This window comes from Bacillus sp. Bvel1 (assembly GCF_014872755.1).
GTDB lineage: Bacteria > Bacillota > Bacilli > Bacillales > Bacillaceae > Bacillus > Bacillus velezensis.
Genome location: NZ_JAAOBZ010000005.1, coordinates 72304 through 85944 on the forward strand (window position 1 = coordinate 72304; position 13641 = coordinate 85944).

The window sequence follows — 13641 nt, forward strand, 5'->3', positions numbered from 1 at the left end:
CAGCCCGGCGTTTTTTATAACGTATCACATTTCACTCCGACGACGCCCTGAATTTCTTTAATATCATAATAGACGTCAGTGGTGTAGCGGTTTTTATGAACACTGACTTTCACTTCCATAATCGGAAATTCTTTTTCACCCAGGTCATCAATCCGGACGGAGTGAATGCGGAGCTGTTTGCTTTTCATTTCCTTTAAAATCTCGGTCATTTTGTCTTTATCGGAAAGAGACATTCTCACGCGGATATCCTTTTCCTTCAAGCGGTTGGGACCGATTTTTCTGATCAGCCACGGAAGAAATTCGACACTGATCAGGATAAACAAGAGGCTTGCGAACGCCTCTTTATAAAAGCCGGCGCCTGTAGCCAGACCCAGCCCGGCCGCGCCCCAGATGATAGCCGATGTCGTCAGGCCGGATATGACGTCATTGCTTTTACGCAGGATCACGCCCGCGCCGATAAAACCGACGCCGGAAATGATTTGGGCGGGAAGGCGGAGCGGATCCATCATGATACGGTAATATTTCGGGAAATGATATGCCGCATTAATGCTGACGATCGTCAGCATACAGGAGCTGACGGCGATGACGATACAGGTTTTCAGTCCGAGCGGTTTGTTTTTCAGTTCGCGTTCAAGACCGATGATCATGCCGATCAGCGTGGCAATGCCCAGCTTTAATAAAATGTCTGGTTCGATAGGCCAGCTCAATTTGCACAGCACCTCCGCAATTTTTCTTATAATAAATTGATATGATTTTCTCACAGTATTTATAGCAGGACAAGTGCGGAAGAAAAAAGCCGTCAGGGATAAAATCTGACGGCTTTTTGTCTATTTCTTGTTTTTCAAAAGAGCTTCCATCCGGCTGAACAGCTGATAAGAAGCATCGGCCGGTTTTTTGGTCAGCAGGCTGACGGCAATACCGGCAATCAGACTGAGGAAGAACCCCGGAATGATTTCGTATACGCCGGTTGAAGCGGCAAGCCCTGTCGTAATCCAGATTAAAACGGCCGCGGCCCCGGTAATCATCGCCGCAAGCGCTCCCCATTCATTCATCCGTTTCCAGTACAGACTGAGCAAGAGCGCCGGGCCGATAGCCGAACCGAAGCCTGCCCACGCATACCCGACCAGATCAAGAATGGTGCTGTTCGGATTCATGGATAGCAGGATGGCAATAACGGCTACGATCAATACTGACAGGCGTCCGGTCATGACCAATTCTTTATCGCTCGCTTCCCGTCTGAAAAAGGCGCGGTATAAATCTTCCGTAATGGCGCTTGCCGTTACGAGAAGCTGTGAGGAAATGGAACTCATGATCGCCGCTAAAATCGCGGACAGCAAGAAGCCCGTAATCAGCGGATGGAACAAGATTTTAGAAAAAATAATGAAAATCGTTTCCGGATCTTTTACGGAGACCCCGAAGTGATGAGAATACGCAACCCCGATAATCCCGGTCAGCAATGAGCCGACAACTGAAATAAACATCCAGCTCATCCCGATTCTGCGGGCGGGTTTTAAATCTTTCACTTCTTTAATCGCCATAAATCGTACGATGATATGAGGCTGGCCGTAATAGCCGAGTCCCCATGCCAAATAAGAAATAATGCTAATGACGCTCGCGCCTTTAAAGATATCCAATAGTTTCGGGTTAACGGCGTTGATCGAATCAATCGTCGTTGAAACGCTCCCGAGCTGGGTAAAAGCAACGATCGGCACAAGCACTAATGCCGCAAACATGATCGCTCCCTGTACAAAGTCAGTCAGACTGACAGCGAGGAAACCGCCAAACAGCGTATAAAGCACAACTACACCCGCCGTTAAAAACAAACCGAATTTGTAGTCGGCGCCGAATGCCGATTCAAATAACCTGCCTCCGGATACCATCCCGGACGATGTGTACAGTGTGAAAAAGATCATAATAATCACGGCGGAAACAATTTTCAGCAATGATGACGAGTGGCGGAACCGTTTATCGAAAAAATCGGGAATCGTAATCGCATCATCCGCAACTTCCGTGTAAGCGCGCAGCCTCGGAGCAAGCAGCAGATAATTTGAATACGCGCCGATCGTCAAACCGAGCGCCAGCCATAAGGTCGATAACCCCGTTGCGAACATTGCGCCGGGAACTCCCATCAGCATCCATGCGCTCATATCCGCCGCACCTGCGGACAGCGCCGTTACGAACGGACCGAGTCCTCTTCCGCCCAGCATGTAATCATTAATATTCGTTGTCTTTCTGAATGCGTACCAGCCGATTAACAGCATGGCGGCAAAGTAAATGCCAAGAGATATAATTAATTCAATACTCACGTTTTTGGACCCTCTCTTCTAACATGTAAATGTTGCATCACCTCTGTAGATTAGTAGTGCCGGAATATGTGCCGGCGATCCAGCCTGCCTTTAGTCATCTTTCGATGGGGATCGCATGATTTAGTGCCGGCTATGGTTACTAAACCTAACAAAGTATCCCCGATCAATCAACTCTCGAAACCTGGCCCGCTCAAGGAAAAAATCCCCGCCAACCTAGAACAGCTTAAAGATGAAAACGCTACCAATAAATTATAAAAGTAAAAATTTTCTGACATATAATTCGTTTCTCTTTCTCCCCGATTTAGGATAAAATAGAGAGGGTTTCATCATGCCTCAGAAGGCGGCGTTTTGTTGCTTTAGAGGGCTCGTTTTTGATATGATCAGTATTATATGACGAAACGGAGAATTATGCGGAGGTGGATCTTATGTCACGAATTTCTATAGAAGAAGTAAAGCATGTCGCTCATTTGGCGAGACTCGCCATTACGGATGAAGAAGCTGAAATGTTCACAGAACAGCTTGACAGCATCATCTCGTTTGCCGAGGAGCTTAATGAAGTGGACACGGATAACGTGGAACCGACAACACACGTGCTGAAAATGAAAAACGTAATGAGAGAAGATGAAGCGGGTAAAGGCCTTCCGGTCGAGGATGTCATGAAAAATGCTCCCGATCATAAAGACGGCTATGTCCGTGTGCCATCTATTCTGGATTAAAGGAGGGAGACAGTATGTCATTATTTGATCACAAAATCACAGAACTGAAACAAATGATACATAAAAAAGAAATCAAGATTTCCGATCTTGTTGATGAATCTTACAAACGGATCGCATCCGTGGATGATAAGGTGCAGGCGTTTTTACAGCTTGATGAAGAAAGAGCCCGCGCTTACGCGAAAGAACTTGACGAAGCGGTTGACGGACGGTCTGAACACGGTCTTCTCTTCGGAATGCCGATCGGCGTCAAAGACAACATCGTGACCAAAGGGCTTCGCACAACATGCTCAAGCAAAATCCTCGAAAACTTCGATCCGATTTACGATGCGACGGTTGTGGAACGCCTTCAAGCCGCTGAAGCCGTCACAATCGGAAAGCTGAATATGGACGAGTTCGCGATGGGTTCTTCTACTGAAAACTCCGCGTACAAAGCGACGAAAAACCCTTGGAATCTCGATACGGTTCCCGGCGGATCAAGCGGCGGTTCCGCAGCTGCGGTTGCAGCCGGAGAAGTGCCGTTTTCACTCGGATCTGATACGGGCGGCTCCATCCGTCAGCCGGCTTCTTTCTGCGGCGTCGTCGGATTAAAGCCTACATACGGACGCGTGTCACGTTACGGTTTGGTCGCTTTTGCGTCTTCACTTGACCAGATCGGACCGATCACAAGAAACGTAGAAGATAACGCATTCCTGCTTCAGGCGATTTCAGGCCCGGACAAAATGGACTCTACGAGCGCCAATGTCGAAGTGCCGGACTTTCTTTCTTCATTAACTGGCGATATTAAAGGCTTAAAAATCGCCGTGCCGAAAGAATATCTCGGAGAAGGCGTCGGCAAAGAAGCGAAAGAATCGGTTTTAGCCGCTTTAAAAGTGCTTGAAGACCTCGGAGCGACATGGGAAGAAGTATCTCTGCCGCACAGCAAATACGCGCTTGCGACGTATTATCTGCTGTCTTCTTCCGAAGCGTCTGCAAACCTTGCGCGTTTTGACGGCATCCGCTACGGCTACCGCTCAGACAATGCGGACAACCTGATCGACCTTTATAAACAGACACGCTCAGAAGGCTTCGGCAACGAAGTGAAGCGCCGCATCATGCTCGGCACCTTCGCGCTCAGCTCCGGCTACTATGACGCGTATTACAAAAAAGCGCAAAAAGTGCGCACGCTTATTAAAAAAGATTTTGAAGACGTATTTGAGAAATACGATGTCATCGTCGGACCGACAACGCCGACACCGGCATTCAAAATCGGCGAAAAAACCAGCGATCCGCTCACAATGTACGCCAACGATATTTTAACGATCCCTGTCAACCTCGCGGGTGTGCCGGGAATCAGCGTGCCGTGCGGATTTGCGGACGGACTGCCGCTCGGACTGCAAATCATCGGAAAACACTTCGATGAAGGCACTGTATACCGCGTCGCTCATGCTTTTGAGCAGGCAACAGATCATCATAAAGCGAAACCTGAACTGTAAGGGGTGAAATGAAGTGAACTTTGAAACGGTAATCGGACTTGAAGTCCATGTGGAATTAAAAACAAAATCTAAAATTTTCTCAAGCTCACCGACGCCATTCGGCGCGGAAGCGAATACCCAAACAAGCGTCATCGACCTCGGCTATCCCGGCGTGCTGCCCGTTTTGAACAAAGAAGCGGTCGAATTCGCGATGAAAGCCGCAATGGCTTTGAACTGTGAAATCGCAACGGATACGAAGTTTGACCGGAAAAACTATTTCTACCCGGACAACCCGAAGGCATATCAAATTTCTCAATTTGACAAGCCGATCGGCGAAAACGGCTGGATTGAAATCGAAGTCGGCGGAAAAACGAAAAAAATCGGCATTACCCGTCTTCACCTTGAAGAAGATGCGGGAAAACTGACGCATACGGGCGACGGCTATTCCCTCGTTGACTTCAACCGCCAGGGCACGCCGCTTGTCGAGATTGTATCTGAGCCGGATATCCGCACACCTGAGGAAGCTTACGCATATCTCGAAAAGCTGAAATCAATTATCCAATACACAGGTGTTTCCGACTGTAAAATGGAAGAAGGTTCACTGCGCTGTGACGCCAACATTTCCCTCCGTCCGATCGGCCAGGAGAAATTCGGCACAAAAACGGAGCTGAAAAACCTGAACTCCTTCGCGTTCGTGCAAAAAGGACTTGAGCATGAAGAGAAACGCCAAGAGCAGGTGCTTCTGTCAGGCGGAGTCATTCAGCAGGAGACGCGCCGCTACGATGAAGCGACGAAAAAAACCATTTTGATGCGTGTCAAAGAAGGTTCGGACGACTATCGTTATTTCCCTGAGCCTGACCTTGTCGAGCTCTGCATTGATGACGAATGGAAAGAACGCGTAAGAGCAACCATTCCTGAGCTTCCGGACGAGCGCCGCAAGCGTTATATCGAAGAGCTCGGTCTGCCGGCTTATGACGCAATGGTTCTGACGCTGACGAAAGAAATGGCTGATTTCTTCGAAGAAACGGTCAATAAAGGCGCGGAAGCCAAGCAGGCATCAAACTGGCTGATGGGTGAAGTGTCAGCTTACCTGAATGCCGAACAAAAAGAGCTTGAGGATGTCGCACTGACTCCTGAAGGCCTTGCCGGCATGATTAAGCTGATTGAAAAAGGAACCATCTCGTCCAAAATCGCGAAGAAAGTCTTTAAAGAATTAATTGAAAAAGGCGGCGACGCAGAAAAAATCGTTAAAGAAAAAGGCCTCGTGCAGATTTCTGACGAAAGCGTGCTTCTGAAGCTGGTAACAGATGCGCTTGACAGCAACCCGCAGTCAATTGAAGACTTCAAAAACGGAAAAGACCGCGCGATCGGCTTCCTTGTCGGGCAGATTATGAAAGCCTCAAAAGGACAGGCCAACCCGCCGATGGTCAACAAGATCTTACTTGAAGAAATCAAAAAACGATAAAAAAAGCAGCCGCCTGAAAGGGCGCTGCTGATACGGAGACCGGTAAGCGCCGGTCTCTTTTTTTATAAGCTGAAATAGGTTTCAATGGAAGACCGCAGCGTTTCAATCTGCTCATTTCCGCTGCCTGCCAAGTTGGACAGCATTCCTTTAATAATCGGTTTTCGCGGCTCTTCCTTTGCGTATTCCTCTTCAATGACTTCAAGCGATACGAGGACGTCCTCAGGCAGCCCCTGCTGTGCTTTTATCTTTTGAATATCCGCAAGCAGCCTTTCTCTGTCCGCCGCCGGCTGAGTGAAGATATCCTCAGGCAGCAGCGGATCGGGATTGTCTCTTATCAGTCCCATAATCAGGTCATCGATTCTGGCAATCAGAAAGGCCGCCACGTTTTCCGTCCGGAATGCCGTATGTTCATTAAAAATCAAGAAATGAATATAGGAGCTCACTATTCCTTGCGCCATAACGGACGCATCCGCTATAAACGGTATGACGGCATCTCCGTAAACGGAGAGCAACGCATCCCGATACAGCATGTTAAATTGAATATTGGCCTCATGAAAATACTGTTTGACCTTTTGATTTTCAGGAATGACCTTTTCGCTCAGCAAGAGAATGATAAAATCCTTGTGCTCCATAAATTCCTGGAATTGATAAGCGATTTGTTTTCGGAATACGTCCTTAGGCGGTTTATGCTGATGTTCTGTTTTGATTTTCTTTATTTCTTCCATAGACATGCCGATGTAATACTCACATGCTGAGAGCAAAAGGTCTTCTTTTGATTTAAAATGAAGATAGAAGGCCCCTTTTGAAATTCCGCATTCACCGGCGATTTCCTGAATGGTTGTTGAAGAAAACCCTTTTTTGGCAAATAAATGGATGCCTGTTTTTATGATTTTCTCTTTTTTTTCGTTCATGACGTGCTTCCCCTTAATCCTGAAAAATTTAGAAAAATTTACTGCCTTATTAGTTGACGATGTTGAGTTATACCGTTTAGTATTATATAGAATGACCAGTCAGTCAATAAAAATTAACGGAGGACATGATGAACCACATTATTAACTTTGTACTGAAGAACAAATTCGCAGTTTGGCTGATGACGATTATCGTTACTGTAGCAGGGCTGTATGCCGGTATGAATATGAAGCAGGAATCCATACCGGACGTCAACATGCCTTACCTCTCAGTAAATACGACTTATCCCGGAGCTGCTCCGAGTCAAGTTGCGGATGACGTGACAAAACCGATCGAGCAGGCGGTGCAGAATTTAGAAGGAGTGAGCGTCGTAACGTCCACATCCTCTGAAAACGTCTCATCGGTTATGATTGAATATGATTACAACAAGGATATGGACAAGGCGAAAACCGAAGTCGCTGAAGCGCTGGACAGTGTCAGCCTTCCTGATGACGCGAAAAAACCTGACATTTCCCGTTACAGCCTCAACTCTTTCCCGATTTTGACGCTCAGTGTGACAAGCGGCAAAAGCTCGCTTGAAGATCTGACCAAAAATGTGGAAAACACTCTCGTTCCTAAGCTTGAAGGCATTCAGGGCGTTGCGTCCGTGCAAGTTTCCGGACAGCAGGAAGAGCAGGTGGAATTCTCTTTCAAAGACAAAAAAATGAAAGAGTACGGACTTGATGAAGATACCGTCAAGAAAGTGATCCAAGGCTCTGACGTCAATACGCCGCTTGGATTGTACACATTCGGCAACAAAGAAAAATCAGTTGTCGTTAACGGAAATATTACGTCAATTAAAGATCTGAAAGAGATGAGAATTCCGGTCACATCTTCTTCTGCCGCTCAAGGTCAAGCGGGCGGAACCGGTGCGGCATCTGCGGCGGACGCTCAGGCTATGCAGCAGGCACAGCAAAGCGCGTCAGCAGGGGTGCCGACAGTCAAGCTTTCTGACATTGCCGACATTAAAGATGTGAAAAAAGCTGAATCCATTTCCCGCACGAACGGAAAGGACAGTATCGGAATTAATATCGTAAAAGCCAATGACGCCAACACGGTAGAAGTGGCCGATGCGATTAAAGATGAACTGAATCAATACAAAAAAGACCACAAAGGGTTCAAGTACAGCTCGACTCTTGATATGGCAGAGCCGATTACAGAGTCAGTGGATACGATGTTAAGCAAAGCGATTTTCGGCGCGATTTTTGCGGTCGTGATCATTCTCTTATTCTTAAGAGATATTAAATCAACGATGATTTCTATCGTTTCCATCCCGCTGTCACTGCTGATTGCGCTTCTTGTGCTGAATCAGCTTGATGTCACATTGAACATAATGACGCTCGGTGCGATGACGGTCGCCATCGGACGGGTAGTCGACGACTCGATTGTCGTGATCGAAAACATTTACCGCCGCATGAGGCTGAAAGATGAACCTTTACGCGGGAAGCAATTGGTGCGTGAAGCGACGAAAGAAATGTTTAAACCGATCATGTCATCAACGATCGTAACCATTGCCGTATTCCTGCCGCTTGCCATGGTCGGCGGACAGATCGGCGAACTGTTTATGCCGTTTGCATTAACAATCGTCTTCGCGCTTGCCGCATCACTGTTGATTTCGATCACACTGGTGCCGATGCTAGCGCACAGCTTATTCAGAAAATCGCTCACAGGCGCACCTGTTAAAGCGAAAGAGCATAAGCCGGGCAGATTGGCCAATTTCTATAAAAAAGTGCTGAATTGGTCATTAAGACATAAATGGATTACATCTATCATCGCGGTTCTGATGCTTGTCGGCAGTTTGTTCCTCGTACCTCTGATCGGCGCGAGCTACCTGCCAGCGCAAGCGGACAAAACGATGCAGCTCACATACACGCCTGAACCGGGCGAAACGAAAAGCGAAGCTGAAAAAGCTGCGCAAAAAGCGGAAGACATGCTGCTTAAACGCAAACATGTCGATACCGTTCAGTATTCTTTAGGCTCGCAAAGTCCGCTCGGCGGAAGTTCAAACGGCGCATTGTTCTACGTGAAATACGAGGATGACACGCCTGATTTTGACAAAGAAAAAGACAATGTCTTAAAAGAAATCAAAAAAACATCCAGCCGCGGCGAATGGAAATCACAAAATTTCAGTTCGTCAGGCAACAACAACGAATTAACGTACTATGTGTACGGAGATTCAGAGTCTGATATTAAAGGCACGGTCAAAGACATCGAAGGCATTATGAAAAAGCAGAAGGATCTGAAAGACATCAACTCAGGCCTTTCCAGCACATATGATGAGTACACGTTCGTCGCGGACCAGGAGAAACTCAGCAAGCAGGGTCTGACGGCTTCGCAAATCTCCCAAGCCCTGATGTCCCAAACATCACAGTCTCCTTTGACAACGGTGAAAAAAGACGGCAAAGAGCTTGACGTCAACATCAAAACAGAAAAAGATCAGTATAAGAGTGTAAAAGAATTAGAGGATAAAACCATCACATCGCCTGCAGGTCAAGAAGTAAAAATCGGCGATGTGGCGAAAGTGAAAAACGGCACGACATCCGATACCATTTCCAAACGCGACGGCAAAGTGTATGCTGACGTAACGGCAACCGTCACTTCTGACAACGTCACGAAGGTGTCATCAGCCGTTCAAAAGAAAGTTGACAAACTGGATAAACCGGACAATGTCTCCATTGATACCGGCGGTGTATCAGCGGATATTGCTGATTCCTTTACGAAACTCGGCTTAGCGATGCTTGCCGCAATCGCTATCGTATACCTCGTTCTTGTGATCACGTTCGGCGGAGCATTAGCGCCGTTTGCGATTCTGTTCTCGCTTCCGTTTACAGTCATCGGCGCATTAGCCGGACTGTATGTATCCGGAGAGACGATCAGTCTGAACGCCATGATCGGTATGCTGATGTTGATCGGAATCGTCGTCACAAACGCGATTGTCTTAATTGACCGCGTCATCCATAAAGAAGCGGAAGGCCTATCGACGAGAGAAGCGCTCCTGGAAGCCGGCTCTACGAGATTGCGTCCGATTCTGATGACGGCGATCGCGACAATCGGCGCCCTGCTTCCATTGGCATTGGGCTTCGAAGGCGGCAGCCAGGTCATTTCTAAAGGACTCGGTGTCACCGTTATCGGCGGTTTAATCAGTTCGACTCTGCTGACTCTTCTGATTGTGCCGATCGTATATGAAGCATTAGCGAAATTCCGTAAGAAAAAACCTGGAACGGAAGAAGAGTAAGACAGCGGGCCTTGGCTCCTTAAACGGAGCCGGGGCCTTTTTTCTTCTGGCAATTCCTGTACATATTGTTGCGATTTTCTCAAGTCATAGTATAATTAAAGGTTGTTAGTGTTAATAATGGATCGGATACTCTTAAGTAGGATGATGAGATAATGAAACGTGCACGCATAATATACAATCCGACTTCAGGACGGGAGCTTTTTAAGAAAAATCTTGCCCAGGTCCTGCAAAAATTTGAACAAGCCGGTTATGAAACCTCCACCCATGCCACCACATGCGCGGGGGATGCCACCCACGCCGCAACAGAAGCCGCTTTGCGGGAGTTTGACCTGATTATCGCAGCCGGCGGAGACGGAACGATTAATGAAGTCGTCAACGGCCTCGCGCCGTTAGACAAACGCCCGACACTCGGCATCATTCCGGTCGGCACAACAAATGACTTCGCCAGAGCGCTGGGCATTCCGAGAGAGAATATACTGAATGCCGCTGATACCGTCATTAACGGCGTAGCCCGCCCGATCGACATCGGACAGGTGAACGGTCAGTACTTTATCAACATCGCCGGCGGAGGCCGTCTGACGGAGCTGACGTATGATGTGCCAAGCAAACTGAAAACGATGCTCGGCCAGCTTGCTTATTATTTAAAGGGAATGGAAATGCTGCCTTCACTTCGACCGACAGAAGTCGAGATTGAATATGACGGCAAGCTGTTTCAAGGGGAAATTATGCTGTTTTTAGTGACGCTGACCAACTCGGTCGGCGGATTCGAGAAGCTGGCCCCTGATTCCAGCCTGAATGACGGCATGTTTGATTTAATTATTTTGAAAAAAGCCAATCTCGCGGAATTTATCAGAGTCGCGAGCATGGCGCTCAGAGGCGATCATATTAACGATCAGCACATTATTTACACAAAAGCGAACCGCGTGAAAGTCAATGTATCGGAAAAGATGCAGCTGAACCTGGACGGCGAATACGGCGGCATGCTGCCCGGCGAATTCGTGAATCTGTACCGTCATATTCACGTCATCATGCCGAAGGAGAAAGCGGAACAGCTGGATGACTAATACGCGGACAAAATCCTAAAACAGTATTCGTTTTAGGATTTTGTCATCTTTTCAGCGTGATCGGAAACCTTTGAAGGCTGACATTGAATTTGAAGGTTTGCCAGCACGCTGAAACAAGGCTTTTGGTAAAACGAGAGGTGATTATAGATGAAAATGAAACCCCCGATAGAAAAAAATGAATACTATGACGTGACATTTGAGGATTTGACGCATGAAGGAGCAGGCGTCGCAAAGGTTCAGGGCTTCCCGATCTTCGTGCCGAACGCCCTGCCTGAGGAAAAAGCGCAAATCAAAGTGACACGCGTCAAAAAAGGCTTCGCTTTCGGCCGCTTGATTGAGCTGAAGGAAGAAAGCCCGCACAGAACGGATGCCCCGTGTCCGATCTACAAACAATGCGGCGGCTGCCAGCTTCAGCACATGACCTATGAAGGCCAGCTCTTGTTTAAACAGAAACAAGTCAAAGATGTCTTAGAACGGATCGGCAAGCTGGACCTCTCAAACGTCACCGTGCACCCGACGCTCGGCATGGAAGACCCGTGGAACTACAGAAACAAAGCGCAGGTGCCGGTAGGAGAAAGAGAAGGCGGACTCGTCGCCGGATTCTATCAGCAAAGAAGCCATGACATCATCGACATGAGCGCCTGCCTGATTCAGCAATCCAAAAACGACGAAGCCGTCCAAGCCGTCAAAGACATCTGCGCAGCATACGGTGTCAAAGCCTACAACGAAGAACGCCACAAAGGCTGGCTCCGTCACATCATGGTCAGATACGGCGTCGTCACGGGCGAAATGATGATCGTCTTCATCACAAGAACAGGCGATTTTCCGCACAAAGCGAAGATCATCGAAGACATCACAGCGCAATTCCCGCACGTCAAATCCATCGTGCAGAACATCAATCCAAACAAAACAAACGTGATCTTTGGGGACGAAACAAACGTCATCTGGGGCGAAGAATACATCTACGACCTCATCGGAGACGTCAAATTCGCCATCTCCGCCAGATCGTTCTATCAGGTCAACCCGGAACAGACAAAAGTGCTCTACGACAAAGCGCTTGAGTACGCGGAGCTGCAAGGAGAAGAAACCGTCATCGACGCCTACTGCGGCATCGGAACCATTTCTCTCTTCTTAGCGAAGCAGGCGAAAAAAGTGTACGGCGTCGAAATCGTGCCGGAAGCCATCGGGGATGCGAAACGCAACGCTGAGCTGAATGGCATCACAAACGCGGAATTCGCAGTCGGAGAAGCGGAAACCGTCATTCCGAAATGGTATGAAGAAGGCATCACGGCAGATACGCTAGTCGTCGACCCGCCAAGAAAAGGCTGCGACGAAGCCCTCCTGCGGACGATCATCGACATGAAACCGAAGCGGGTGGTGTACGTGTCCTGTAATCCAGGAACGCTTGCAAGAGACCTGAGGGTGCTTGAGGATGGCGGATATCAGACGCTCGAAGTGCAGCCTGTGGATATGTTCCCGCATACGAATCATGTGGAGTGTGTGGCTGTGCTGGAATTAAGAGAAGGCAACTAACCCTTAGGGATGGTTGCCTTTTTTAATCCGCATTTTTTTTTGCATTCAGGACGAACTCGTGACATGAGAGGAGTGCCAGAAGATGTTTGGTTAACGTCTATAATATAGCTTTCTATACATCTCTTTATTAATATTCACTTTAGAGGGGCAGCTTTTTTAATACACTTTCATATCTTGTTTTTTCTCCTTACTAATCATTACTTTTTCTAAATAACTCTTAAGAAATACATTATCTATCCTATCCGGGATGTAACCCAGACGTTTATTTAATATATTCTCTATGATATACATTTTCTTTGTGTAATATTGGTAATTATCCGTTGCGATTTGAACACTTTCTGATTCATTTCCCTTTTCTGATTCAAGTCGAGATTTATATAGCTGATCATACTTCTGTTTGCGTATTTTTCTTGAGAGCCGCAGTAAATGAAATAATTCAATTGTTGGCAGAGTCATTAGTTCTGGTGTAGACTTATCCAAATCTAATTCAGAAGTATGCTCACGATATTCTATGATTTCACGTTTGCCATCTCTCTGAACATTATGTATGTACATTAAGCAAAAACTACAGTAATACTGATTATCCTTTTGAATTGAAGTTGCACAATAAGGGCATGTTTCCATTATGTTCTCCTTTCTTAATGTTCTAAGATAGTATGTATTTCGGTTGTAAACAGGAATTTTAAATAGTATTGAAATTCTTAACCAATAAAAAACCCTTTTAATGATAAAAAGTTTATTGAATATAGCATGTATAAATTTCCTGCAAAATCAATAGTGATCCCCTTGTATAGAAAATCCACCGATCCCTAAATCCAATAACAAAACCCGAAAATAATAAATTATATCGTTATAATCAAGATAACTATTTATAAAAAGATAATAAAGTTGGATAAAAATGAGAAAATCCTGGCGGGAATGAC

The 13641-nt window shown here is 46.9% G+C and carries 10 protein-coding genes; 6 read left to right on the plus strand and 4 right to left on the minus strand.

Features of this window, described 5'->3' with window-relative positions:
- Nucleotides 1-14 precede the first annotated feature (14 nt).
- Together HAP68_RS03180 and putP are read right to left on the minus strand one after the other, a co-directional pair.
- Nucleotides 15-707: an MgtC/SapB family protein gene (locus HAP68_RS03180; RefSeq protein ID WP_003155735.1), complete on the minus strand. Its 693-nt coding sequence runs from the start codon at nt 705-707 to the stop codon at nt 15-17.
- Between the two features lie 120 nt (nt 708-827).
- The gene (gene putP / locus HAP68_RS03185) at nt 828-2306 is read right to left on the minus strand and encodes a sodium/proline symporter PutP (protein ID WP_003155733.1); all 1479 of its coding nucleotides are present in this window, start codon (nt 2304-2306) and stop codon (nt 828-830) included.
- Nucleotides 2307-2731: 425 nt separating this feature from the next.
- On the opposite strand from putP, the gene gatC reads away from it, so the two are divergent.
- Genes gatC through gatB form a run of 3 tightly spaced genes read left to right on the plus strand, consistent with a single transcriptional unit; the run spans nt 2732 to nt 5938 of the window.
- Entirely contained in the window at nt 2732-3022 is a 291-nt protein-coding gene (gene gatC, locus HAP68_RS03190) for an Asp-tRNA(Asn)/Glu-tRNA(Gln) amidotransferase subunit GatC (RefSeq protein ID WP_003155732.1), read from the plus strand.
- Nucleotides 3023-3036: 14 nt separating this feature from the next.
- Complete coding sequence (gatA, locus tag HAP68_RS03195) at nt 3037-4494, plus strand: Asp-tRNA(Asn)/Glu-tRNA(Gln) amidotransferase subunit GatA (RefSeq protein ID WP_007609878.1); 1458 nt, start codon at nt 3037-3039, stop codon at nt 4492-4494.
- Between the two features lie 13 nt (nt 4495-4507).
- The gene (gene gatB / locus HAP68_RS03200; RefSeq protein WP_015388583.1) at nt 4508-5938 is read left to right on the plus strand and encodes an Asp-tRNA(Asn)/Glu-tRNA(Gln) amidotransferase subunit GatB; all 1431 of its coding nucleotides are present in this window, start codon (nt 4508-4510) and stop codon (nt 5936-5938) included.
- Between the two features lie 62 nt (nt 5939-6000).
- Here gatB and HAP68_RS03205 read toward each other — a convergent pair whose 3' ends face one another.
- Entirely contained in the window at nt 6001-6849 is an 849-nt protein-coding gene (locus HAP68_RS03205) for a TetR/AcrR family transcriptional regulator (RefSeq protein ID WP_014304558.1), read from the minus strand.
- A gap of 128 nt (nt 6850-6977) precedes the next feature.
- On the opposite strand from HAP68_RS03205, the gene HAP68_RS03210 reads away from it, so the two are divergent.
- From HAP68_RS03210 to rlmD, 3 genes are all read left to right on the plus strand, one after another.
- A complete protein-coding gene (locus tag HAP68_RS03210; RefSeq protein WP_024084977.1) occupies nt 6978-10121 on the plus strand; it encodes an efflux RND transporter permease subunit in 3144 nt (1047 codons plus the stop codon).
- 152 nt (nt 10122-10273) lie between these two features.
- Nucleotides 10274-11185, plus strand: a complete 912-nt coding sequence (locus HAP68_RS03215) for a diacylglycerol kinase (RefSeq protein ID WP_007609891.1) — start codon at nt 10274-10276, stop codon at nt 11183-11185.
- Between the two features lie 147 nt (nt 11186-11332).
- Entirely contained in the window at nt 11333-12718 is a 1386-nt protein-coding gene (gene rlmD, locus HAP68_RS03220) for a 23S rRNA (uracil(1939)-C(5))-methyltransferase RlmD (protein ID WP_024084978.1), read from the plus strand.
- A 156-nt stretch (nt 12719-12874) separates the two neighbouring features.
- Here rlmD and HAP68_RS03225 read toward each other — a convergent pair whose 3' ends face one another.
- Nucleotides 12875-13342, minus strand: coding sequence for a hypothetical protein (locus HAP68_RS03225; protein WP_015388579.1), 468 nt, complete (start codon nt 13340-13342; stop codon nt 12875-12877).
- Nucleotides 13343-13641: the final 299 nt, after the last annotated feature.

Bases quoted from the DNA above. Each gene is read 5' to 3' on its own strand.
- HAP68_RS03210 (WP_024084977.1), top strand. From the start codon at position 6,978: ATGAACCACATTATTAACTTTGTACTGAAGAACAAATTCGCAGTTTGG.
- rlmD (WP_024084978.1), top strand. From the start codon at position 11,333: ATGAAAATGAAACCCCCGATAGAAAAAAATGAATACTATGACGTGACA.
- HAP68_RS03225 (WP_015388579.1), bottom strand. From the start codon at position 13,342: ATGGAAACATGCCCTTATTGTGCAACTTCAATTCAAAAGGATAATCAG.
- gatC (WP_003155732.1), top strand. From the start codon at position 2,732: ATGTCACGAATTTCTATAGAAGAAGTAAAGCATGTCGCTCATTTGGCG.
- gatA (WP_007609878.1), top strand. From the start codon at position 3,037: ATGTCATTATTTGATCACAAAATCACAGAACTGAAACAAATGATACAT.
- HAP68_RS03215 (WP_007609891.1), top strand. From the start codon at position 10,274: ATGAAACGTGCACGCATAATATACAATCCGACTTCAGGACGGGAGCTT.
- HAP68_RS03205 (WP_014304558.1), bottom strand. From the start codon at position 6,849: ATGAACGAAAAAAAAGAGAAAATCATAAAAACAGGCATCCATTTATTT.